Source organism: Glutamicibacter sp. NPDC087661, assembly GCF_044743275.1.
GTDB lineage: Bacteria > Actinomycetota > Actinomycetes > Actinomycetales > Micrococcaceae > Glutamicibacter.
The window spans coordinates 1,436,321-1,456,695 of the sequence record NZ_JBIUWE010000001.1 but is presented as its reverse complement, the minus strand read 5'-3'; the positions used below and the strand labels follow the sequence as shown (position 1 = coordinate 1,456,695).

Annotated in this window: 18 protein-coding genes and 1 pseudogene; 10 read left to right on the top strand and 9 right to left on the bottom strand. The window is 63.4% G+C overall.

Annotated elements, in window-relative coordinates; translation table 11 throughout:
- Positions 1-185: pseudogene (locus ACIOTN_RS06795) on the bottom strand (acyl-CoA desaturase); the annotation flags it as partial.
- A 127-nt stretch (positions 186-312) separates the two neighbouring features.
- Positions 313-1,953, bottom strand: coding sequence for an ABC-F family ATP-binding cassette domain-containing protein (locus ACIOTN_RS06790; RefSeq protein ID WP_402734976.1), 1,641 nt, complete (start codon positions 1,951-1,953; stop codon positions 313-315).
- An 83-nt stretch (positions 1,954-2,036) separates the two neighbouring features.
- Between ACIOTN_RS06790 and ACIOTN_RS06785 the strand changes: the two genes are divergently transcribed.
- The 5 genes from ACIOTN_RS06785 (at position 2,037) to ACIOTN_RS06765 (ending at position 7,595) form a co-directional block, all read left to right on the top strand.
- Positions 2,037-2,402 carry an ArsR/SmtB family transcription factor gene (locus ACIOTN_RS06785; RefSeq protein ID WP_402734975.1) on the top strand — a complete coding sequence of 122 codons (366 nt, stop codon included), beginning with the start codon at positions 2,037-2,039 and terminating at the stop codon, positions 2,400-2,402.
- A gap of 27 nt (positions 2,403-2,429) precedes the next feature.
- Positions 2,430-3,674: an MFS transporter gene (locus tag ACIOTN_RS06780; protein ID WP_402734974.1), complete on the top strand. Its 1,245-nt coding sequence runs from the start codon at positions 2,430-2,432 to the stop codon at positions 3,672-3,674.
- A 310-nt stretch (positions 3,675-3,984) separates the two neighbouring features.
- The gene (locus ACIOTN_RS06775; RefSeq protein WP_105661063.1) at positions 3,985-5,220 is read left to right on the top strand and encodes a CaiB/BaiF CoA-transferase family protein; all 1,236 of its coding nucleotides are present in this window, start codon (positions 3,985-3,987) and stop codon (positions 5,218-5,220) included.
- Complete coding sequence (locus ACIOTN_RS06770; protein ID WP_286134517.1) at positions 5,217-6,098, top strand: hydroxymethylglutaryl-CoA lyase; 882 nt, start codon at positions 5,217-5,219, stop codon at positions 6,096-6,098. Before ACIOTN_RS06775 ends, ACIOTN_RS06770 begins: the two co-directional genes overlap by 4 nt.
- Positions 6,099-6,191: 93 nt before the next feature.
- Positions 6,192-7,595 (top strand): 2-hydroxycarboxylate transporter family protein, encoded by a 1,404-nt coding sequence (locus ACIOTN_RS06765; RefSeq protein WP_105661065.1) that lies wholly within the window; start codon positions 6,192-6,194, stop codon positions 7,593-7,595.
- Positions 7,596-7,676: 81 nt separating this feature from the next.
- Here ACIOTN_RS06765 and ACIOTN_RS06760 read toward each other — a convergent pair whose 3' ends face one another.
- Positions 7,677-8,321: an IclR family transcriptional regulator gene (locus ACIOTN_RS06760; protein WP_105661066.1), complete on the bottom strand. Its 645-nt coding sequence runs from the start codon at positions 8,319-8,321 to the stop codon at positions 7,677-7,679.
- Between the two features lie 210 nt (positions 8,322-8,531).
- On the opposite strand from ACIOTN_RS06760, the gene ACIOTN_RS06755 reads away from it, so the two are divergent.
- Together ACIOTN_RS06755 and ACIOTN_RS06750 are read left to right on the top strand one after the other, a co-directional pair.
- Complete coding sequence (locus ACIOTN_RS06755) at positions 8,532-9,626, top strand: isocitrate/isopropylmalate dehydrogenase family protein (RefSeq protein WP_402734973.1); 1,095 nt, start codon at positions 8,532-8,534, stop codon at positions 9,624-9,626.
- Between the two features lie 10 nt (positions 9,627-9,636).
- The gene (locus ACIOTN_RS06750; RefSeq protein WP_332730789.1) at positions 9,637-10,629 is read left to right on the top strand and encodes an NAD(P)-dependent oxidoreductase; all 993 of its coding nucleotides are present in this window, start codon (positions 9,637-9,639) and stop codon (positions 10,627-10,629) included.
- A gap of 68 nt (positions 10,630-10,697) precedes the next feature.
- Here the strand turns inward: ACIOTN_RS06750 and ACIOTN_RS06745 are convergent, their stop codons facing one another.
- The 5 genes from ACIOTN_RS06745 to ACIOTN_RS06725 all read right to left on the bottom strand — a co-directional run bounded on the left by ACIOTN_RS06745 (position 10,698) and on the right by ACIOTN_RS06725 (position 16,335).
- Positions 10,698-11,360, bottom strand: coding sequence for a phosphoribosyltransferase (locus tag ACIOTN_RS06745; RefSeq protein ID WP_105661069.1), 663 nt, complete (start codon positions 11,358-11,360; stop codon positions 10,698-10,700).
- Positions 11,361-11,560: 200 nt separating this feature from the next.
- Positions 11,561-12,007, bottom strand: a complete 447-nt coding sequence (locus ACIOTN_RS06740; RefSeq protein WP_332488666.1) for an HD domain-containing protein — start codon at positions 12,005-12,007, stop codon at positions 11,561-11,563.
- A 187-nt stretch (positions 12,008-12,194) separates the two neighbouring features.
- The gene (locus ACIOTN_RS06735; RefSeq protein ID WP_402734972.1) at positions 12,195-13,703 is read right to left on the bottom strand and encodes a carboxyl transferase domain-containing protein; all 1,509 of its coding nucleotides are present in this window, start codon (positions 13,701-13,703) and stop codon (positions 12,195-12,197) included.
- Positions 13,700-14,929 carry a CaiB/BaiF CoA transferase family protein gene (locus ACIOTN_RS06730; protein ID WP_402734971.1) on the bottom strand — a complete coding sequence of 410 codons (1,230 nt, stop codon included), beginning with the start codon at positions 14,927-14,929 and terminating at the stop codon, positions 13,700-13,702. The genes ACIOTN_RS06735 and ACIOTN_RS06730 overlap by 4 nt, the downstream gene beginning before the upstream one ends.
- A gap of 44 nt (positions 14,930-14,973) precedes the next feature.
- The gene (locus ACIOTN_RS06725) at positions 14,974-16,335 is read right to left on the bottom strand and encodes an SLC13 family permease (protein ID WP_105658024.1); all 1,362 of its coding nucleotides are present in this window, start codon (positions 16,333-16,335) and stop codon (positions 14,974-14,976) included.
- Positions 16,336-16,488: 153 nt separating this feature from the next.
- Between ACIOTN_RS06725 and ACIOTN_RS06720 the strand changes: the two genes are divergently transcribed.
- From ACIOTN_RS06720 to ACIOTN_RS06710, 3 genes are all read left to right on the top strand, one after another.
- Positions 16,489-17,199: a FadR/GntR family transcriptional regulator gene (locus tag ACIOTN_RS06720; RefSeq protein WP_402734970.1), complete on the top strand. Its 711-nt coding sequence runs from the start codon at positions 16,489-16,491 to the stop codon at positions 17,197-17,199.
- A gap of 465 nt (positions 17,200-17,664) precedes the next feature.
- On the top strand, positions 17,665-17,994 hold the full coding sequence (locus tag ACIOTN_RS06715; protein WP_105658025.1) for a PadR family transcriptional regulator: 330 nt from the start codon (positions 17,665-17,667) through the stop codon (positions 17,992-17,994).
- A 1-nt stretch (position 17,995) separates the two neighbouring features.
- A complete protein-coding gene (locus ACIOTN_RS06710; protein WP_105661071.1) occupies positions 17,996-18,991 on the top strand; it encodes a permease prefix domain 1-containing protein in 996 nt (331 codons plus the stop codon).
- Between the two features lie 429 nt (positions 18,992-19,420).
- Here the strand turns inward: ACIOTN_RS06710 and ACIOTN_RS06705 are convergent, their stop codons facing one another.
- Entirely contained in the window at positions 19,421-20,317 is an 897-nt protein-coding gene (locus tag ACIOTN_RS06705; protein ID WP_105658027.1) for a LysR family transcriptional regulator, read from the bottom strand.
- Positions 20,318-20,375 lie beyond the last annotated feature (58 nt).

Here is a 20,375-nt window from a genome sequence, read left to right as displayed (position 1 = left end):
AGGATGAAACCGGTAACGGTGCCGGCTAGCAGCACCGTCAGCACGATGCCCAACCCGAGATAGTGCCCGCGGCGGCGGCCGACCAGTCCAGCTTCAGTGACCAGCTTCTTGACGTGGAAGAAGCTCTTGGGGTCGCCCGGCTTGACCGTTGGCCCTTGGGGATGGAGTGTTGCAGTGCTGCTCAAGAAAATATCCTTGGGTACTAGGCGTCGACCTCGCAGTCGAAAGAACTGAAAAACTCGGCTCCCATAGTGCCAATCCTACGTTGGATAGCTGTGAACTTGCCAGTGCAATAAGTGCCCAAGTGAGGCCCTAGAAATGGGCCGTTAGTTGACCCTGTGCAACTTCCCATCGGGCGTCCAGTCGCACATTCTCCAGCAAGCGCCGATCATGGGTGACCAGCAGCAGTGCTCCGGTGTACGCTTCCAGGGCTTCTTCGAGCTGTTCGATGGCCGGTACGTCCAGGTGGTTGGTCGGCTCATCGAGCACCAGCAGGTTCACCCCGCGGGCCTGGAGCAGCGCCATGGATGCGCGGGTTCGCTCGCCGGGGGAGAGCGAATCCACCAGGGCCGAGGACTGGTCGGCCTTCAAGCCGAACTTGGCAAGCAGGGTGCGCACCTCCGCGGCGGAGTACTCGGGCACTTCCAATTCGAAGGCTTCGCCCAGTGGCAGGTCGCCGGGCAGCTGGGTGCGCGCCTGGTCGATTTCTCCGATATTCACCGAACTGCCCAGGGATGCCGAGCCGCTGTGCGGGGCCAGCTTGCCCAGCAGCAGGTTCAGCAAGGTCGACTTGCCTGCTCCGTTCGGGCCGGTGATGCCAATTCGGTCCCCGGCGTTGACCTGCACCGAAACCGGTCCGAAAGCGTAGTCCCCGTGGGATACCGAGGCCTCGTTGAGCGTGCACATCACCGAGGACCCGCGCTCAGCCGCGGCGATGGAGAACTGCAGGACCCATTCCTTGCGCGGTTCGGCCACTTCGTCGAGCCGGGCGATGCGCGATTCCATCTGGCGCACCTTGGCGGCCTGCTTTTCCGAGGACTCGGAGTTGGCCCGGCGGCGGATCTTGTCATTGTCCGGCGCCTTGCGCATGGCGTTGCGCACGCCTTGCGAGGACCATTCGCGCTGGGTGCGGGCGCGGGAGACCAGATCCGCTTTCTGGTTCTCGAACTGCTCGTAGGCCTCACGGGCATGGGTGCGGTTGATGGCCCGTTCGGCAAGGTACGAGTCGTAGCCGCCTGCATAGGTGGCTACCTGGTTCTGGGCCAGGTCCAATTCGATGATGCCGGTGGTGCAGCGGGAGAGGAACTCGCGGTCATGCGATACCAGGATCACCGGCGCGCGCAGGGAATTGATGAAATGCTCCAAATGCTCCAGGCCCTCGAGATCGAGATCATTGGTCGGTTCATCGAGCAGCACCACATCGAAGCGGGAGAGCAGCAGGGCTGCTAGAGCCACGCGGGCTACCTGGCCGCCGGACAGGGCAGTCATCTCGGTTTCTACCGGGAGGGTGAAACCGAGCTTGGCCAGCACCTCGGGGATGCGGTCTTCCAGATCCATGGCGCCACAGGCCATCCAGTGGTCGAATGCAACGGTGTAGGCGTCGTCCGCACCGGGCTTGCCGCTGCCAAGTTCTTCGGCGGTGGATTCCATGGCGGTGGTGGCGGCGGCGCAACCGGTGCGGCGGGCCAAATACGCGGTGATGGTTTCACCTGGAATGCGCTCGTGTTCCTGGGGCATCCAGCCGATGAACGCAGAATCCGGGGCGGTGCTCACCGTTCCGGCCTGCGGGGCCGCGGCCCCGGCAAGCAGCGAGAGCAATGTGGACTTGCCCGCGCCGTTGGCACCCACCACGCCGTAGACATCACCGGGCGCGGCGGTGAAGTTCAGATTCGAGAAGAGGGTTCGGTGGGCGTGGCCGCCAGTCAGGTCCTTGGCCACGAGCGTTGCAGTCATGGCTCCAATTCTAGTTCCAGTTGAAGGCGGAATATTTCCGGTGTGCCCTAGGCAATACCGTGCGAGAGTATTAGTCTATTAGCATGCATGCAGATAATAAGATTTACGCTCCGGATCCCTCCTCGGATTTCGTGGAGCTGGCCGCAGAAGTCTTCGGCTTGCTTTCCGACGCCACACGGATCCGGATCGTGCTGCATCTTCGCCGTGCCGGAGAGCTCTCGGTCAACGCGCTCGCAGAGCTGGTTGAGAAGAGTCCCTCGGGGGTATCCCAGCACCTGGCTCGCTTGCGCATGGCGCGCATGGTGACCACGCGCCAGGACGGAACCAAGGTCCTGTACAGCCTCACCGATGAGCACCCGGCGCGTCTGGTCAGCGAAGCGATCAAGCAGGCAGAGCATTCTGTATCCAACGGCCAGATGCCGCTGCATCACGAAGCCCCGCAAACCTAGGGGCAGAGAAAACGGGAGTCGGCAAAGATGCTCGCAGTACTCAGAGACCAGGCGTACGCCAAGCTCTTCAGTGCCCAGATGATTGCGCTTCTGGGCACGGGCCTGCTCACCGTCGCCCTGGGCCTGCTGGCTTTCGATATTGCCGGCAGTGATGCGGGATTAGTGCTCGGCCTGGCCTTGACCTTCAAGATGGTCGCCTATGTGGTGGTTGCTCCTTTGGTCAATGCGCTGGTTTCCCATATTCCGCGCAAACCCGTGCTTATCGGCGCCAACATCATTCGTGGATCAGTGGCGCTCTGCCTTCCATTCGCCAGTGAAGCGTGGCAGATCTATGTGCTGATATTTGTTCTGCAATCAGCATCGGCGACCTTTACCCCGGCATTCCAGGCGGTGATTCCCTCGATCCTGCCCGAAGAGCGGGATTACACAAAGGCCCTGTCCTTGTCGCGGCTGGCCTATGACATGGAGTCATTGGCCAGTCCGATGCTGGCGGCCGCGCTACTGACCGTCACCAGCTACCACAACCTCTTCGCCGGGACCGTGCTCGGCTTTGCCGCGTCCGCTCTGCTCGTTGCCGCGACGCGCTTCCCGGCGATCCCGCCGCCCCAGAAGTCGCTCTTCTTCCATCGCCTCACCGGGGGAACCCGGGCATTCTGGGCGGCACCGGAACTGCGCAGCCTGATGGCGCTGAATCTGGTGGTCGCCGCGATCTCCGCCATGGTCATCGTCAACACAGTGGTGCTGGTGAAGGGGGATCTGGGCCGTTCGCAGGTGGATGTGGCGCTGCTGCTCGGAGCATACGGTGCAGGTTCGATGGCGGTGGCACTGGGCATGCCGGGGTTGCTGGAGCGATTCGAAGACCGCAGCGTGATGCTCGCAGGCGCCGTGATGGTGCCGCTGCTGCTGTTCGTCGGTGCCGCTGTGATCGGCTGGGGCGAGGGTTCTGGCCAATGGGCCGGGCTCCTTGGCCTGTGGCTGGCCCTGGGTGCGGCGACCGCAACTATCCTCACGCCCTCGTCGAGGCTGCTGCGCCGCAACAGCACCGAGCAAAACCGCCCCCGTGTTTTTGCCGCGCAATTTTCCTTGTCCCATGCATGCTTCTTGCTGACCTATCCGGTGGCCGGCGCCCTGGGCGCTTCGATCCGCCTGTGGGGTGCGGCTCTGGTCCTGGTCGGCATCGGAGTGGTCGGTACGGTGCTGGCATTTGCCTCGTGGCGCCCGGAAACGGTTTCGGCGCACCAGGCTGATCCGATACCCAACGCCAATTCTTGAGCTGTCGTCTTCGGGATTTATGCGCGGCTGCACGGCAACAGGCCGGTGGATCGTGTTCCAAGTACCGTGCAGCGGCGGAGCGGTGCGCTCATCCTGCCACCGCCGGTCGGCCAATTACTAGCTGGCGAGGCACGGGCGCCGATGACAGGATGGTTGCCGTGTCTCGCGGGACGGTGAGATGAATCCACTTATTTCAAAAAGTTCTTGCTGTGTTGTGGCTCACTTGCTACAGTCTTACCGCTGAAAGGGATTCCGATCCCATTCAGTGGGAACACTTACCTTCAGATTAACATGAAAAGGGGTCATTCTGATGGACGATCAGCTGAACCTCGGCGAGAACAACCTTCCGTTAGCAGGCGTGCGCGTGCTGGAACTTGGAAACTTCATTGCTGCTCCCTTCGCTGCCCGGATCTTTGGCGATTTCGGCGCTGAAGTAATCAAGATCGAGCGACCTGATGGGGGAGATGAACTGCGCGACTGGCGCAAGGCCCGCGGTGAAACCTCCATGCTCTTCCGCACTATCGCGCGCAACAAGAAATCTGTCGAGCTCGATTTGCGCAGCGAGCTAGGTGCGAGGGCAATTAAGGAAATCATCAGGACCACAGATGTGCTGATCGAGAATTTCCGTCCTGGCACTTTGGAAAAGTGGGGGCTTGGCCCTGAGGTGCTCAGTGTAATCAACCCTGAACTGGTGATCGTGCGTATCTCGGGCTACGGTCAGACTGGACCCTATAAGGACCGCGCCGGATTCGGCAGTTCTGCTGAATCATTTGCCGGATTGCGCTACATCACCGGCGAACCCGACCGTCCCGCAGGACGGGCCGCCGCCTCCTTGGGTGATACCGTCGCAGGTCTCTACGGAGTCATCGGCGCCTTGATGCTGATGCTCAACAAGGCCAAGGGAGGGAGCAACCAGGAGCAGAACGTCGTCGATGTGGCACTGTACGAAGGTGTCTTCTCGCTGCTCGAATCACTGGTCCCGGACTACGATGCCTACGGCATGGTCCGCGAGCGTACCGGCGGCCGGCTTCCAGGAGTGGTGCCTACCGGCTCCTATACTTGCCAGGATGGCCTGGAGGTGGTTATCGGAGGGAACTCCAACTCGGTATTCACCAGGTTGATGCGCGCTGTCGGGCGCGAGGACCTGGCCAACGACCAGTCCCTTTTAACCACCGAGGCTCGCGGTTCCCGCGAGGCAGAGCTCAACGGAGCCATCGAGGCATTCACCGGTTCCCTGCCGCTGCCGCAGGTGCTCGACGCGTTGGATGCGGCCGGGGTTCCGGCGGCTCCGGTCTACGACGCTGCCTCCATCGCCCAGGACGAGCACTACCTTGCCCGCGGCATGATCGAGACCCACGAAGTGAAGGTCGACCAGGAGCCCGAACTGATCCGCTTCCCGGGCGTGGTGCCAAGGATTCCCGGCCACCAGGGCGAGGTCAAGTGGGTCGGCCCGGACCTGGGGGAGCATACAGAGGAAGTCCTCAAGGACCTGGCTGGCTTCGATGAAGGGCAGATCCGGGCCATGGGCAACAAGGCGGTGAAATGATGCGGATCGAAATCACCGACGTGTTCTTGCGTGACGGATTGCAGGACGAACCGGTCATCGTTTCCACGGCCGACAAGGTGAAGATCGCCCGAGCCACCATGGACGCAGGTGTCGAGCGCATGGAGATCGCGTCATTCGTCAACCCGAAGCGCGTGCCGCAAATGGCCGACGCCAGCGACGTGTTGTCCGCGCTGTCCATGGAATCCAGGGTGCGTTTCACGGTCCTGGCCCTGAACGGCCAGGGCATCGCCCGGGCGGCAGCTGCCGGAGCGCGCGAAGTCCAGGTGGTGGCGTCGGCCAGCCAGGCGCACAGCAATGCCAACGCCGGTGCTGGCATCGAGAAGTCACTGGCCTCGCTCGCGGGCGATGTCGCAGCCCACCCGGAAACCGGATTCCACGCCGGGATCTCCACCGCCTTCACCTGCCCCTACGAGGGCGAGATCGACCCCTCTCGTCTCCTGCAACTGGTACGCGCCTTCAAGTCCATGGGCATCACTGACATCGGGCTGGCTGACACCCTCGGAACCACGCCACCGCAACGCCTGATCGACAGCGTGAAGCACATCCAGGACGCTGAACCCGACCTGGCCTACTCGTTGCACCTGCACAATGCCCACGGCCTGGCCCTGGACACGGTGAAATTGGCCATCGATGCGGGCATTACCCGCTTCGATGCCGCACTGGGCGGCTATGGGGGCTGCCCATTCGCTCCGGGCGCGGCAGGAAACCTGTCCACAGAAGAGCTCGTGGATTTTCTGCACGCCGAAGGGCACATCACAGGAATTGATCCTTCAGGGCTCGCAAAGGCCACCGATCTGGCCCGCGCAACGATCTCCAACGCACCACCTGTCCAAACAGATTCCCTCTCCATCCACTAGGCAACCAGGCCTGCCTTCACGGCTGGCCATGCAACGGCCTTCCGCGCAAAGACGCCGGTAGCCTTGCAAGCCACGAAACATCGGGAGAATACGATGTCAAAGACCAACCAGGAAGCCCAGCTTCCGCGTTCCATCCAGGGTGAAGACCAAGACCTTCTGCGGCGGCTGAACGAAAAGGCCCAGCTGCCCAAGGGCGCCCACCACGCCAACCCCCGGCACTTCGCCATCTCGGGCCTGCCGATCTGGCTTTACCTGACCATGGCCGCAGTAGTGCTCATCGCAGCCGTGACCGGCAAGCTTCCCGGCGGCATGTTGCCAGGCTTCGCCGTCGCGATGCTGCTGGGCGGCCTGCTGATCTGGTTCGGCAACCTGTTCCCGATAGTCCGTGACTTCGGGCTGCCGACGATCCTGTGCACCTTCGTCCCGGCGCTGGTGATGTTCTACGGGTTCATGCCGGAGGCGATCATTACCGTGGTCACTGACTTCATCACCACCCACGGGTTCCTTGACTTCTTCGTGGCTGCGGTGATCGCCGGCTCGATCCTCGGCGCGCCGCGCGCCCTGCTGCTCAAGGCAGGTCCGCGCTTCGCGATCCCGCTGGTTTCCTGCATCCTGATCTCCTTTGCTGCAATCGGACTGATCGGAGCCGTAGCAGGATTCGGTTTCTGGAACGCGATGCTCACCGTAGCGGCCCCGATCATGGCTGGCGGCCTGGGCCTGGGGGCGGTGCCGATGAGCGAAATGTACGGCGCCCAGACCGGGCAGGATTCCTCGGCATTCATGGGCGACCTGATGTCGGCTGTGGTCGTCGCCAATGTCTTCTGCATCCTCTTCGCCGGAATCCTCAACGGACTGGGCAAGCGCAAGCAGCTGTTTATCGGCTTCAGCGGCAACGGCGACCTGATGCGCGTGAAGGGAACCAGCAAGGAGCTGTCCAACCCGCCCAAGCGCACCATGGCGAGTTTCCTCACCTTGGGCAAGGGACTGGTGCTGACGGCAGGGCTCTACGTGCTGGGGGAACTGCTCGGCGGGTTCTTCGCATTCCTGCATCCCTACGCCTGGATGATCATCGTCGTGGCCGCGCTGAAGATCTTCGGGTTGCTGCCCAAGGATATCGAGGAAGCCACCACCGACTGGGGCGAGATGATCACCTCGGTGCTGGTCCCGGCGCTGCTGGTGGGCGTGAGCATTTCCTACATCGACATCAACGAGGTCTTGGCTTCGCTGGGCGACCCGATGTTCATCGTGCTGGTGGTCATTACCGTGCTGATCGCCGGACTGAGCGCCGGAATTGTGGGCTGGCTGCTGAAGTTCAACTTCGTCGAAGCGGCCATCACCCCGGGCCTGGTCATGGCCGACACCGGCGGTTCGGGCGACGTGTCGGTACTCAGCGCGTCGGAGCGCATGCACCTGATGCCGTTCGCGGCCCTTTCCAACCGCATCGGAGGGGCCTTCGTGCTCTTCTTGACTACACTGCTGGTGCCATTCATGGGCTAGCGAACCGCGGCGTGCTCGCCAAGGATCCGGTCCACGCATCGATGGCGGGGCCGGATCCTTTTGGTGATTGCCGGGGTGGCGCTACCTCTGGTCGCTGAAGGCCGCGGAGATCCTCGCTGCGGTGCCCGCTACCAGCTGGCCGTGATCGGTGCCGGGGGAGACTTCGCATCGCGAGAGCGGCATGGCCAGGCAGATCGAAGCAATGATGTGATCACTCTGGAGTACCGGTGCGCTCACCGATCCCAGCCCGGGAGTGCGCAGCCCCACGGATTCCACCCAGCCGTGGCTTTCGATCGAGGCCATGGCCTCCTGGTCGAAGGCCAGCAGCCGTCCGCTGGAACCATGCGGCAGGGCGAGGCTTGCTCCTGGGGGCAAGGTCGCCTTCAATTCGTGCCGGGAATCCACGGAGCTGATGCAAACCCGATGATCGCCGCGGCGAATCCATAGTTGCGCCGTCTCACCGGTCGCATCGCGCAGTTCGGTGAGGTGTCCGAGTCCGACCAGTTCAAGCCGGCTGCGCACGAACCGCCTCCCCAGGCTGTAGTTGCCCGACGGCTCGCGCTTGAGGAAGTCGTACTCGACTAGGCTCAGTGCCAGCCGGTGGGCGGTGGAAGTGGACAGTCCGGTTTGGCGGGCCAGCTCGCTGGCCGTTGCATCACCGAATTCGAGCGCGTCGAGGAGCTGGCAGATGCGTTCCAGCTGCCGATTGGTCGTGGGTTCAGTCATGGAGCGGGCCTTTCAGGGTAACGGGTAAACGGGCGGTGGCGTGGTCGGTGCTCGGGGATTGAATCAGTGATTCCTACTGTATGGGAAGTGGATTTCGCTGGCCAGTAATGAATACTGCCCTGGGGTCTAGTGATCCTCGATACGTACTGATATTGTATTCCCGCTGAATAGCAATTGAATCCCACTACATAGGAATATCAGGAGGTAGTCATGGCCAATTACAGGATTACGGTCATTCCCGGTGACGGGATCGGGCCGGAAGTCGTCGACTCGGCGCTGAGGTTGCTCGGAGAGGTCCAGGAGCAGTTCGGGTTCACCCTTGACTACGTCACCTACGATTTCTCAGCTGACCTGTACCGGCGCACCGGGCGCAAGATCACCGCTGCCGACATGGACGAGATTGGAAAGAGCGACGCAGTGCTCTTCGGGGCCATGGGGCTGCCCGACGTGCGAGACGAAGAAGGCCTGGAACTTGGAGCGCAGGTCGAGATGCGCGCCCACTACAAGCTGTTCGCCAGCCTGCGCCCGGTCAAGCTCTTCAAGGGTGTTCCGAACGCGGTACGGGCTGAGAACATAGACATGCTGGTGATCCGTGAGACCTCCGAGGGCATGTTCGCAGGTCTGCACGACAAGCATGAACCCAGCGATGTGGAAGCCACCGACCGGATGACCATCACGCGGGCGACCTGTGAAACGCTCTTTGCTGAGGCCTTCGACCAGGCCCGGTCCCGCCGCAAGCGCGGTACCCCCGGCCGGGTGACCCTGCTGCATAAGTCCAATGCCCTGCGCAGCAACGTGCTGATGGAAAAGGTCTTCGACGAAGTCGCAGCGAAGAATACCGACATCGATAGCAGCAAGTACTATATTGACGCCGGTTCGATGTACATGGTGACTGATCCGGGGCGGTTTGACGTGATCGTCAGCGAGAACATTTTCGGCGACATCACTTCGGAAATTGCCGCCGGTCTAGTTGGCGGACTGGGCGTGGCACCTTCGGCTGATGTGAGCCGGACCCACGGGGTCTTCCAGCCGTCGCATGGCAGCGCGCCGGATATCGCCGGCACTGGCAAGGCCAATCCCACAGCAATGATCCTCTCTGCCGCCATGATGCTCGACTGGCTGGGAGAAAAACGCGAGGATGAAGCGCTCGTCTGCGCTGCACGCAGCATTAACTCCGCTGTCCAAGAGGTGCTCGCCACCGGTCCGCGCTCGGCCGATCTGGGCGGGAATGCCAGCACCGGGGAAGTGACCGACGCGGTACTCCGCGCCCTGCAAGCCTCCGCAAGTATCCCGGCCGGATCCTGAAAGGATAATCATGACCTGGAAAGTCCTATTCATCAACCCATTAAATGACTACATCGACGGCCTGAAAGCATCGACTCCCGAAGGGTTCGAGCTGGTGGTATTGCCAGCTGGCACCAGCGTGGAGGAGCTGGTAGCCGAGGCAGCTGACGCAGACTTCATCATTTCGGGCATCGAGGTCCCCGAAGAAGTCTTCCGTGCAGCCACCCGCGCGAAGTTCATCCAGTACATGAGCTCGGGTTACGGCCAGCTGCCGTTGGGGGTGCTCAACGACCTGGGCATTCCCGTGGCGCAAATGAAAACCCATTCGATCTCGGTGGCCGAGCACGCGGTGAGCCTGATCCTTAACTTGTTGCGCCGTATTCCGTCCTCGATGCAGCTTTTGCGCGAGGGCAAATGGCGCCAGGACCTGGATGAAGCCTCCTATGCGGAACTGTATGGCAAGACCGTGGGAATCGTAGGCCTGGGAAATATTGGGCGTTGGGTTGGCAAGGTGGTGCACCATGGCTTCGGTGCCAACGTCGTCTACTACGACACTGCCCAGATCCCGCTGACAGTGTCCGAGCTGATCTCGGCACGGGCGGTGTCATTGGAGACTTTGATGCGCGAATCCGATGTTGTCTGCGTAAGCCTTCCGCTGAATCAGGGGACCGGCAAGCTCATTGGACGCGAGGAACTGGCCATGATGAAGGCGTCCGCCGTGCTGGTCAATGTCGGTCGCGGCGAGGTCATCGATGAAGAGGCATTGATTGACGCCTTGCGCACCGGGAGCATTGCCGGTGCCGGGCTGGATGTCTTCGAACTGGAGCCGCTGGAACTGGGCAGCGAGCTATTGAGCCTGGACTCGGTGATCTGCACGCCCCATATGGCGGGGGTGGGCTGGGAGAATGTGCAGCGGAGGCTGGCCACAGTTTGGGACAACATCGATGCCGTTTTGCGCTCAGAAGTTCCTCTTGGGGTCGTCACCGAAACCAGGCGCGTCCCGATAAGCGGTGCCGTAGATTGATCCGCCGGTTGGCCAGGCCTGTCTATCCTGAACAGGAAGACCGGTTTGGCTGACTAGGTCCTGGGACCTCACCGCGCGGAGCGCAGCATTTCCAGGACCTGGTCCTGGCCCACTTGCCCGAAGTCCTCGTAGAAGGCTCCGACGGCAGTGAAATTTTCCGGGGTGAGCAGTTGGCAGATGCCATTGACCCGGGGTGCCAATTCGGCAGCCGTTCCAGGCGAAGCCACCGGAACTGCCAGCGTGATGGAGGCGGGATCCAGGTCCTGGATAAGATCCAGCGCGGCCTTCATCGTGGCGCCCGTGGCCATTCCGTCATCGCAAAGCAGCAGGTCGCGCTCGGCCAGATCGGGGCAGTAGTCCTTGAAGGTGCTGGCCAGAGCCAGCAGGTCGGCACCGGTGCCGCGTTCCAGGGATTCGAGTTCGTCCTTGCCGAAATACTGCAGAGCCCGGCGGTAGATCGCCTCGTTGATGTGGCGAGCGCTGCTAATCCCGTACCGGGCAATGGCGCCGAATGCCAGTTCGGGATTGCGCGGCACCCCGAGCTTGCGCACTGCCACCGCGCCCAGTGTGGCCCCGAGGGCCTTGGCCACTTCATGGGCGATGGGCACTCCGCCGCGCAGCAAACCCAGCACGGTGTATTCGCCGGCGGGCAGCAGGGTGGACAGCTTCATGCCCAGCGCGGCGCCGGCATGGCTGCGGTTTTCGAACACTGTGCTTCTGCCTGTTGCCATAGTCCAAGTCTTGCCCAATGGCGCCCGATTGCAAGGGGGCTGCGGGAAATATCCAGCATTCCGAGTTCTGCGCGGTGATCAGGTGCCGCGACCGGATGCCGGCGAAGAAGTGCTGGCCGTGCGCGGCGGGGATCTTGAATGTTTATGGCCAGGAACTATTTCCGGGCAGACCCGGGTTGGACCCAGGATTCCGGGCGCTGCTAGAGACCCAGGAGGGACCGGGTGCGCTGGTATTTCTTGGCCAGCCGTTGCCGGGTAGCCTGATCCAGCTGGCTTGTGCGTTCCGGGTCGGTGTTATCGGCCAGGTCCGCTTCCTTGACCAGCAAGGCCAGCGCATTGCCGCGCACCCCGGCGCAATATTCTTGCAGGCTCTGCCCGGGCCGCTTGCTCAGCAGTTCCACCGCCACGATGACCGTGTCGGGAATGCCAGCGGCACGCAGGTCCGCCGCGCTCACGTCGCAATCCTCGATCACATCATGCAACCAGGCGGCCGCGATGGCTTCTGGCGAACCGCCGAGGTCGCGCGCGTGCCCGGCCACTCGTGCCGGATGCCCGATATACGCGGCGCCGAGCTTGTCGACCTGTCCTTCGTGGGCGCCGGACGCGATGTCCTTGGCCGTATCGATCATCGATTTGCGCTCGCGCATAGTCCGCCTCGCTGGGTAGTTCCTGTCGAGTCCCACTCTACGCAGGGCGGCCGGCATTTGGGGAGGTAGCCTGATCCTTGAACTTCCACGTGCCTGCAGAGTGCAGCCGGCCGGCCCGGCGAGGGCAGCCAAGCCAAGGGCCGGTCCAGCAGCCGTTGCCGGACCGGCCCGGTGTCCCAGTGCGGAACTAGCTGGAGGCTCGTCCCAAGTTCTGGAACTTTTTCTGCCGGCGCTCCAACCGATCTGCCTCGGGAATGGCAAGGGCCAAGGAGATCTCCGCAGCAATAGCCGTTCCGAGTTCCTGGCAGAACTCGCGCGGCCGGGTGGCAGCGTCATCGAACTCGTCCACCACGTGGTCCACCAGGCCAAAGTCGCACAGCGAAGCAACGCCGATCTTCTGCTGGCGGGCCATATCCGGGGCATGGCTGGTACTGCGGTGCATGATGGCGCTGGCGCCCTCGGGCGGCAACGGCGAGAGCCAGGAATTGCGGGCTGCGATGGTCCGGTCCGCCGGCAGCAGCGCCAGTGCGGCGCCGCCGGTACCTTGGCCGAGGAGCACCGACACCGAGGGGGACCGCAAGCCGATCAATTCGCTGAGCGAACGGGCAATCTCTCCGGCCAACCCGCCTTCCTCTGCCTGCACCGAGAGCTCGGCGCCGGTGGTGTCGATGATGGTGACCAGCGGCAGGCCGAGTTCCTGGGCCAGTTGCATCCCGCGGCGGGCCTCGCGCAGCGAGGCGGGCCCGAGGCTGGCCGTGTCCGGGTGCCGCGGCCGCTGCTGGCCGAGCACCACGCAGCGCTGTCCTGCGAACCGCGCCAACGCCAGCATCAGCCCGGGGTCTTTCTCTCCCTGTCCGGTTCCGTTCAAGGGCAGCGCGTCGTCAGCTGAGGCCAGCAGCATCCGGGTGTCCGGTCGGCGCGGGTTCCGGCTGGCTTGCACAGAGCGCCAGGCGTCCTCGTCCGCACTGCACGAGATGCTGCCCACCGGTGCCGGGAAAGCGCCGGAATCTTGTACGGGCTGCAGGATCTGCAGTGCCCGGTCCACGAGCTGCGGAAGGTCCTGCGGCGGGACAACCGCGTCGATCAAGCCCTTGCGGAACAGGTTCTCCGAGACCTGGACGCCCTCCGGGAAGTCCTGTCCGTAGAGCGCCTGGTAGACCCGTGGACCCAGGAAACCCAGCAGCGCCCCTGGCTCGGCAACGGTGATGTGCCCCAAAGAGCCCCAGGAGGCCATGACACCGCCGGTGGTGGGATGGCGCAGGTAGACCAGATAGGGAAGTCCTGCCGCCTTGTGCCGGCGGACCGCATCGGTGATGGCGACCATCCCCAGGAAGGCCAAGGTGCCTTCCTGCATGCGGGTGCCCCCGGAAGCGGGCCCTGCCAGCAGCGGCAGTCCGGCCGCCGTTGCGCGCTCGATGGCCGCGACAATGCGCTTCACGGCAGCCTGCCCGATGGAACCGGCCAGGAAGTTGAATTCCGAGACGATCACCGCCACTTCGCGGCCCTGGATCAGCCCCTTGCCCGTGAGCACCGATTCATCGGTGCCGCTTTTTGCGCGGGCGGCATCGAGGTCGGCCGCATAGGATTCGCTGAGCTCGGGCTGCTGCGGCTGGCTGTCCCAGGACTCGAAGGAGTCTTCATCCAAGACGATGGACAGTAGCGCCGACGCGTCAATCCGTCGGGTTCTGGTGCTCATGACTGGTCTTCCTTCTGCTCTTCGAGCCAGCGGTCCACGTCCGCTGCATCAGCATTGAGCAGGGGCGGAGCGGTATGCGCCTTGCGGGTGGTCTCCTTGCTGGTGGCGGCATCGAAGAAACGCAGGGGAGGGCCGGGCAGGCTGACCCTGCCCAGCACTTCGTGCTCCACCTCCACGACGAGCCCTTGGGAGTGGACCTGGTCCCAGTCATAGACCTCCTCGATGGAGCGCACCTTTCCCGATGGAATGCCGGCTGCGTCAAGGGAGTTGAGCAGCTGCGCCGCATCGTATGCGCTAAAAGCCCGTTCGATCAGCTCATTGAGCGCCGCGCGGTTCTCCACGCGCTGGGAGTTGCTGGCAAAGCGGGGATCCCCGGCGGGCAAACCGAACCGGGAGGCGAAGGCCTGCCAGAGCTTTTCGCTGCCGATGCTGATCTGCACTTTCCCATCGGCACAGGAATACAGGCCGTAGGGTGCAATAGAGGGATGGTGGTTGCCGATGGCTTGGGGATTCTCCCCGGCCACGGTCTGCCGGGTGCCCTGGAAGGCATGGACCCCGATGATCGAGGCCAGCAGGGAGGTGCGGACCACTTGGCCGCGACCGGTCCTTTCGCGTTCCAGCAGCGCTGCCAGCGCCCCGTACGCTCCATACATCCCCGAGAGCAGATCCGCGATGGGCACCCCGACCTTCTGCGGATCCTCCGGGCCGGAGCCGGTAATGGACATCAGCCCGGCCTCGCCCTGCAGGATCTGGTCGTAGCCGCTGCGGTGGGATTCGGGGCCGTCGTGCCCGAAGCCGGTAATGGACAGGATCACCAGCCGCGGATTCAATTCATGGAGCACCTCGACGCTGAAGCCGAGCCGGTCCAGCACACCGGTGCGGAAGTTCTCCATGAGCACATCCGAGTTCCTGACCAGGTCGGCCAGCTTGGCTTGGTGCGCGGAATCCTTCAGGTTCAGCGCAACAGACTGCTTATTGCGATTGCACGACAGGAAGTAGGTGGCCTGCCGGTTGCCTTCAGGCCCGACGAAGGGTGGGCCCCAGCCGCGGGTGTCGTCCCCGGTGCCCATCGCTTCGATCTTGATGACCTTGGCACCCAGGTCGCCCATCATCATTCCGGCATGAGGCCCGGCCAGTGCACGGGTCAGGTCAAGGACCACGTAGCCGCTCAGGGGGCCGGTGCCGGTGGCCAGGGTTTCTTCGGGTTGGACTGTAATCGAGCTCAAGAGATACCTCCTAGGAGTGGAAAGATTGGCGGTTCCGCTGGTGCCTACAGCCAGCCGGGCAAGACCAGCAGCGCCCAGGCCAGGACAGGGCCGGCCAGGACGATGATGCCGCCGTAGCCCAGGACCTGCTTGTAGAAGCGGTCCTTGTCGGTGCCTTCCGGGGCGTTGGCAAGGACCAGGGCGCCGTTGGTGGAGAAGGGCGAGACATCCACGATGGTAGAGGCGATGGCCAGCGCGCAGATCAATCCGGTAGCGCTGATCGAGCCCGAGCCCAGGAACGGGATCGCCAGCGGGATGAGCGCGGCCAGGATGGCAGTGGATGATGCGAAAGCCGAGACAACGGCGCCGATGTAGCAGATGAGCAAGCCCGCAAGCAGCGGTGCTCCCAGGGTCGCCACGGCGTTCGAAGCGTATTCGATGGTGCCGGCTTCCTCCAGGACTCCGACGAAAGTGAGCATGCCGCAGATGAGCAGGACCGTGGACCAGCTGATCTTGTTGACCGCCCCCTTCTGGGCAGCGGGGTTGACCAAGGCCAGGACGACAGCGATGGTGATCGAAACGAAGCCGACGTCGACCTTGAAGCCCAATGCGATCACGGCCAGGGCGACCAGGCCGAGGATGGTCATTGCCTGGCCGAAGCGCTGGCCCGGGGCATGCGGCGCGGCGCCGTCGCCGGCAGGATCGCGGGGACCGTAGGTTCCCGAGCCGCTTCCCTTGAAATCGACATCGGCTGCCTGCGAGCCCACGGAGACCGACAGGCGGGCCTCGGCAACGCGTTCGGCGATGGCGCTGGCCCGCTGGCCAGCCAGTTTGCGCCCGCCCAGGACCAGGAACAGCACGATGGCGATCACCAGGTTGAAGGCGAAGCTGGTGAGGAACAGGGCGGTGGGGCTGAAGGCGAACCCGGCTTCCTGGATCAGCCCATTGACGATCACGCCGTAGACGGCGATCGGGGAGAAGCCGCCGGCTTGCGCGCCGTGCACGATGAGCATGCCCATCATGAGCGGGTTGATCTCGTATTTCTGCGCGAAGCGCAGGCCGATCGGGGCGATGATCGCCACCGCTGCCGGGCCCAGGGCGCCGATGGCGGTAATGGCTGCGGTGATGGCGAACATGACCCAGGGGATCAGCGAGATCCGGTTGTCGACAAGTTTCACCGCCCGGTCAACCAGGATGTCGATGGTGCCATTGTTCTGGGCTATGGCGAAGAGGTAGGTGACCCCGACCAGGGTCAAGAACAGCCCTCCGGGGAAGCTGGCGAGAATGTCCTTGGCATCCATGCCGAGGAATATCGTGCCGAGCAGGAAGGCGCCAACGAAGGCCAAGGCTCCCATGTTGATCGGGAACATCGTGGCAATTATGAACATCACCGCCAAGACGATGATGGAGACGAGTGCGACAGACATGGGAAATCCTTTTCGGGAGGCTTTGCACTGAATGGTTTTGGTGTGACGGGTGTCACTGGCTCACTGGCCTAGCCTCCTAGACTCTCGGTGTCTTGTCAAGGTAATTTTCGGTGTAAGTTTGAGGAAGAACACATTTTCAGGTGGGGAGTGGTTGTGGCTGAAGCCAAGAAGGCCAGGGCGTTCGCGAAGGTGCAACGCCCTCGGCTCTATGAGCAGTTGATGCAGCAGATCCTGGCTTTTGTCGAAGCAGAGCAGTTGGGGCCCGGCGACCATCTGCCGGCCGAGCGCGAGCTGGCAGAACAGCTCGGCGTCTCGCGAGCGACCCTGGCCCAGGCCCTGGTGGCGTTGGAAGTACTCGGGGTGATCGACGTGCAGCATGGAACCGGCGCGGTGCTCGTGCACCGTCCGAGCGTCGCCACGGTGCTGCGCGAACTGCGCGAGCACAAGAACCGGTTGCCGGATATCGTCGAGGCGCGCAGTACCTTGGAGGTCAAGCTGGCCGCGCTGGCTGCCGCACGCCGCACCGAGGCGGACCTGCGCAAAATCGATCACGCGCTGGAGGTGATGGCCGCGGAAATTGGCGAGGGTGGCCGCGGCGAGCGCGGTGATGAGCTTTTCCACGAGGCAATTACCGTTGCAGCAAAATCAGCGGTTTTGCAAAAACTCATGACGTTTATCGCCGAGATGGTGCTCGAAACCCGCATCGAATCGTTGGGGCAGCCGGGACGCCCGGAGCGTTCGCTGGAGTCGCACCTGAAAATCGCCGATGCGATTCGCCGCGGCGATTCCACGGGTGCCGCCGCCGCGATGGGCGAGCATATAGAAATGGTCTCCGATGTGGCCCTGCTCAGGGACGGCAGGTAGCCGCAAAGCCGTTCAGCCAATTGCTGCCGGGCGAGGCTGGCCCTTTTCCGCCGGAGCCGTTTTCTTCAATGTCCGGGCGGCTCGAGGTGCTGCCGGCCGCTGGCTTTTGCTATTCTCCCGCGCGCAGTGCGCGGAAGGCCGCCGTGGCTGGAGGTTAGCCTGTTGCGGCAAATTCGCAGTTATCAAAAGGCGATGGGCGATGGGCCGGGCTGGAAAAGCGCGGCCACTGCCGACTATGGACCACGCTGCGCTGGAATTCAACTGATCTTGGCACTCCAGTCCAGTCGCCAGTCCTGCCGCTACGCGATGCGTTACTTGCTGGTTTGCTTGTGCGGGCTCAGCGCCACCGCTCACTTCCGGCTGCAGCCCCCAGTTCTGCAACGAATAGCATTGAACACCCGTTCTCATCTTGTGACAGTAATGTGTGATTGACGATAGTGTGTGGCGCACGGTAATGTGAGCGGCATGGAAGAGTTCGACACCCAACTGCAAGAGCTGCGACGCGGCACCGTTGTGCTCGCTTGCCTGCAGCTGCTGCGCAGTGCAGGATACGGCTACAGCCTGCTGGAGCAGCTCGACGACCACGGTTTCTCCACCGATGCCAACACCTTGTATCCGCTGCTGCGGCGTCTGGAGAAGCAGGGTTACCTCACCAGCGAGTGGAACACCGAGGAGGCCAGGCCACGCAAGTTCTACCGAACCTCGCCTGACGGTATCCGTCTTGCCGACACGTTGACCACGGAATGGCGATCACTGGCAACGGCGATCGCCTCGCTCACCGAAGAGGAGCACTGACATGACTGCCACATTGACCGAACGCTACATCTCGGCCACGATCCGCAGCCTCGAGCCCGGGATGCGGAACGACATCCGCGCCGAACTCGAAGCCTCCATTGCCGACGCCATCGAGGCGCGCGTAGCCCAAGGCGAAGCCGCGCAGCAGGCGGAACGCCGAGTCCTGGCCGAACTCGGCGACCCCGGCATCCTCGCCGCCGGCTACGCAGACCGGCCGCTGCACCTGATCGGGCCGAAGTACTACCTGGCTTGGTGGCGCCTGTTGAAACTGCTGCTGTGGATTGTGCCGCTCTGCGTGGCAGGAGCAATGGCGCTGGGTTTGCTGGTCTCTGGACAGGACGTGGGCGAAAGCATCGTCCAGTCGCTTACCGTCGGACTGCAGATCATCGTGCACGTGGGCTTCTGGACCACGCTCGTGTTCGTCGTGCTCGAGCGCACCGGCGCGGCCACTGGCGTGAAGTGGGATGTCGACCAGCTGCCGGAAATTCCCGAGGATGGCGCGGGCCGCAGCGAGTTGATCGCGTCGCTGGTATTCCTGGGCATCGCCGCCGGCGCGGTGGTATGGGACCTGGTCCGAGGATTCTTCCCCACAGGCGGTGAACCGATCCCGATCCTCAGCCCGGGGCTGTGGCCGTGGTGGATCGGCATCCTGTTCGCACTGATCATCCTCGAGGCCGTCTTCGCCGTCGCGCTGTTCCGCCTGCGTCGTTGGACAACTGCCATGGCGGTGCTGAACACCGTGCTCGCCTTGGCCTTCGCGGCCTGGGCGCTGATCCTGCTGTTGCGCGGCGAGCTCGTCAACCCGGAATTCCTCTCGTTCGTTGCGGTTGCCGGAGGCGACGGGTTCGCCGCCGGAAACGCACAGGCCGCTGGCAATGGCGGCATCTTCCGCATTCTCGCCGTGCTGCTCGGGTGCGGAATCGCGGCCGGCATTGGCTGGGATATCGTTGACGGCTGGCGCAAGGCCGTGCGGGAACGGGGCACAGCCCGGGGCTGAACGCGCTGAATGGCAGGTGGGAGTCCGTGCCACCGTGTCCAGCGCCGAGCTGCCTGCCGGCAATGATACGAGCTCGCGGGTCACTGCCCCCGGCTTGTGTTCCGGCACGGAAGCCCCTCCATCAATTGGGCAGACAGTTGCTCGAAAGGCACCTAGGAAAGCACGTCATCACGATCAGGAAGAGCGCCGTCAACCACGACTGGTCCGAACGCTTCCGGCGCTCGCTCGGCTCCGCCTGCGCAAATACTCGCCGTTCGAATCCCGGGTGCACCCGACGAGTGAAGCCTCCGGCAATCAGCGATCCCTCGGAGGGGCCATCACGGTACATGCGACTGCCTCCGTGCCGCACCGCCACCCATTAGCTGGGGCCGCTGTTCGGCCAGTAGAATCCCATGCCGGCCCCTGCGGCGAGGCCGTCTTCTTCCCGGATCAGTATTCCTGCATCAGGGCCGTGATCTGCTGGATCAGCGCACTGACCAAGGCTGGTTGCCGGCGTCGCGGCATGGTGAGGATCTGTGCGCTGCGTTCGGCCAGAGCCGGATGGTCAATCGGGATGAACCTCAGCCCTTGGCTCAGCCCATCGCGACGAGCGAAGCGGCTGAGCAAGGTCACCCCCGCGCCGGAACGCGCGAACTCCATGGCCGGATTGATGTGATCGGTAGTTAGCGCGATCTTCGGCGTGAGTCCGGCCATGGAGGTGGCGATGTCAAAAAGCTCGCGCTGGGTGATGCCCTTGGCCGGCATGGACATCGGGTACTCGCAGAGCTCGGCCAGCGACAGCTGCGTCCGCTCAGCCAGGGGGTGGTCGGCGCAAACCACGGCATAAGCCGGAGCTGGGCAGGAATGCTCGACGGTTACATGGCGCTGCGGGCCCAGGGCAAAGATCGTCGCGAGATCCGCAGTGCCTTCGATAACCTGCCTGGTGGCCTCGGCCGAGGGCAAGACGCTCAGGTGAACCGTCACCTCGGGATGTTCCTTGCAGAACGCGGAGACGGCGCGAGGAGTCACCGAGGCAGCAAGTCCTTCCGAGCTGGCCACCTCGATGACTCGTGAAGCCCCCGAGGAGAGCTCGCTCAGATCCTGAGCCAGTTGCTCGCCTTCGGAGAGCATGCGGCGGGTATGGGCCAGCAGCAGCACCCCGGCATCGGTCAATTCCATGCCGCGGGCATGGCGGCGGAAAATTGCCGCGCCGACGTGGCGTTCGAGCTGGCTGATCTGCCGGCTGATCGCCGACGCGGAAACATGTTGCGATTCGGCGGCATCGGAAATAGATCCCGTGCTAGCCACCTCATGGAAGTAGCGCAGCGCCGTTGGCAATGTTTGCATTCTCTTGTTCCCGTTCGATCAGCATTTTGCATTTAACTCAAACCTGATGCACGAAACG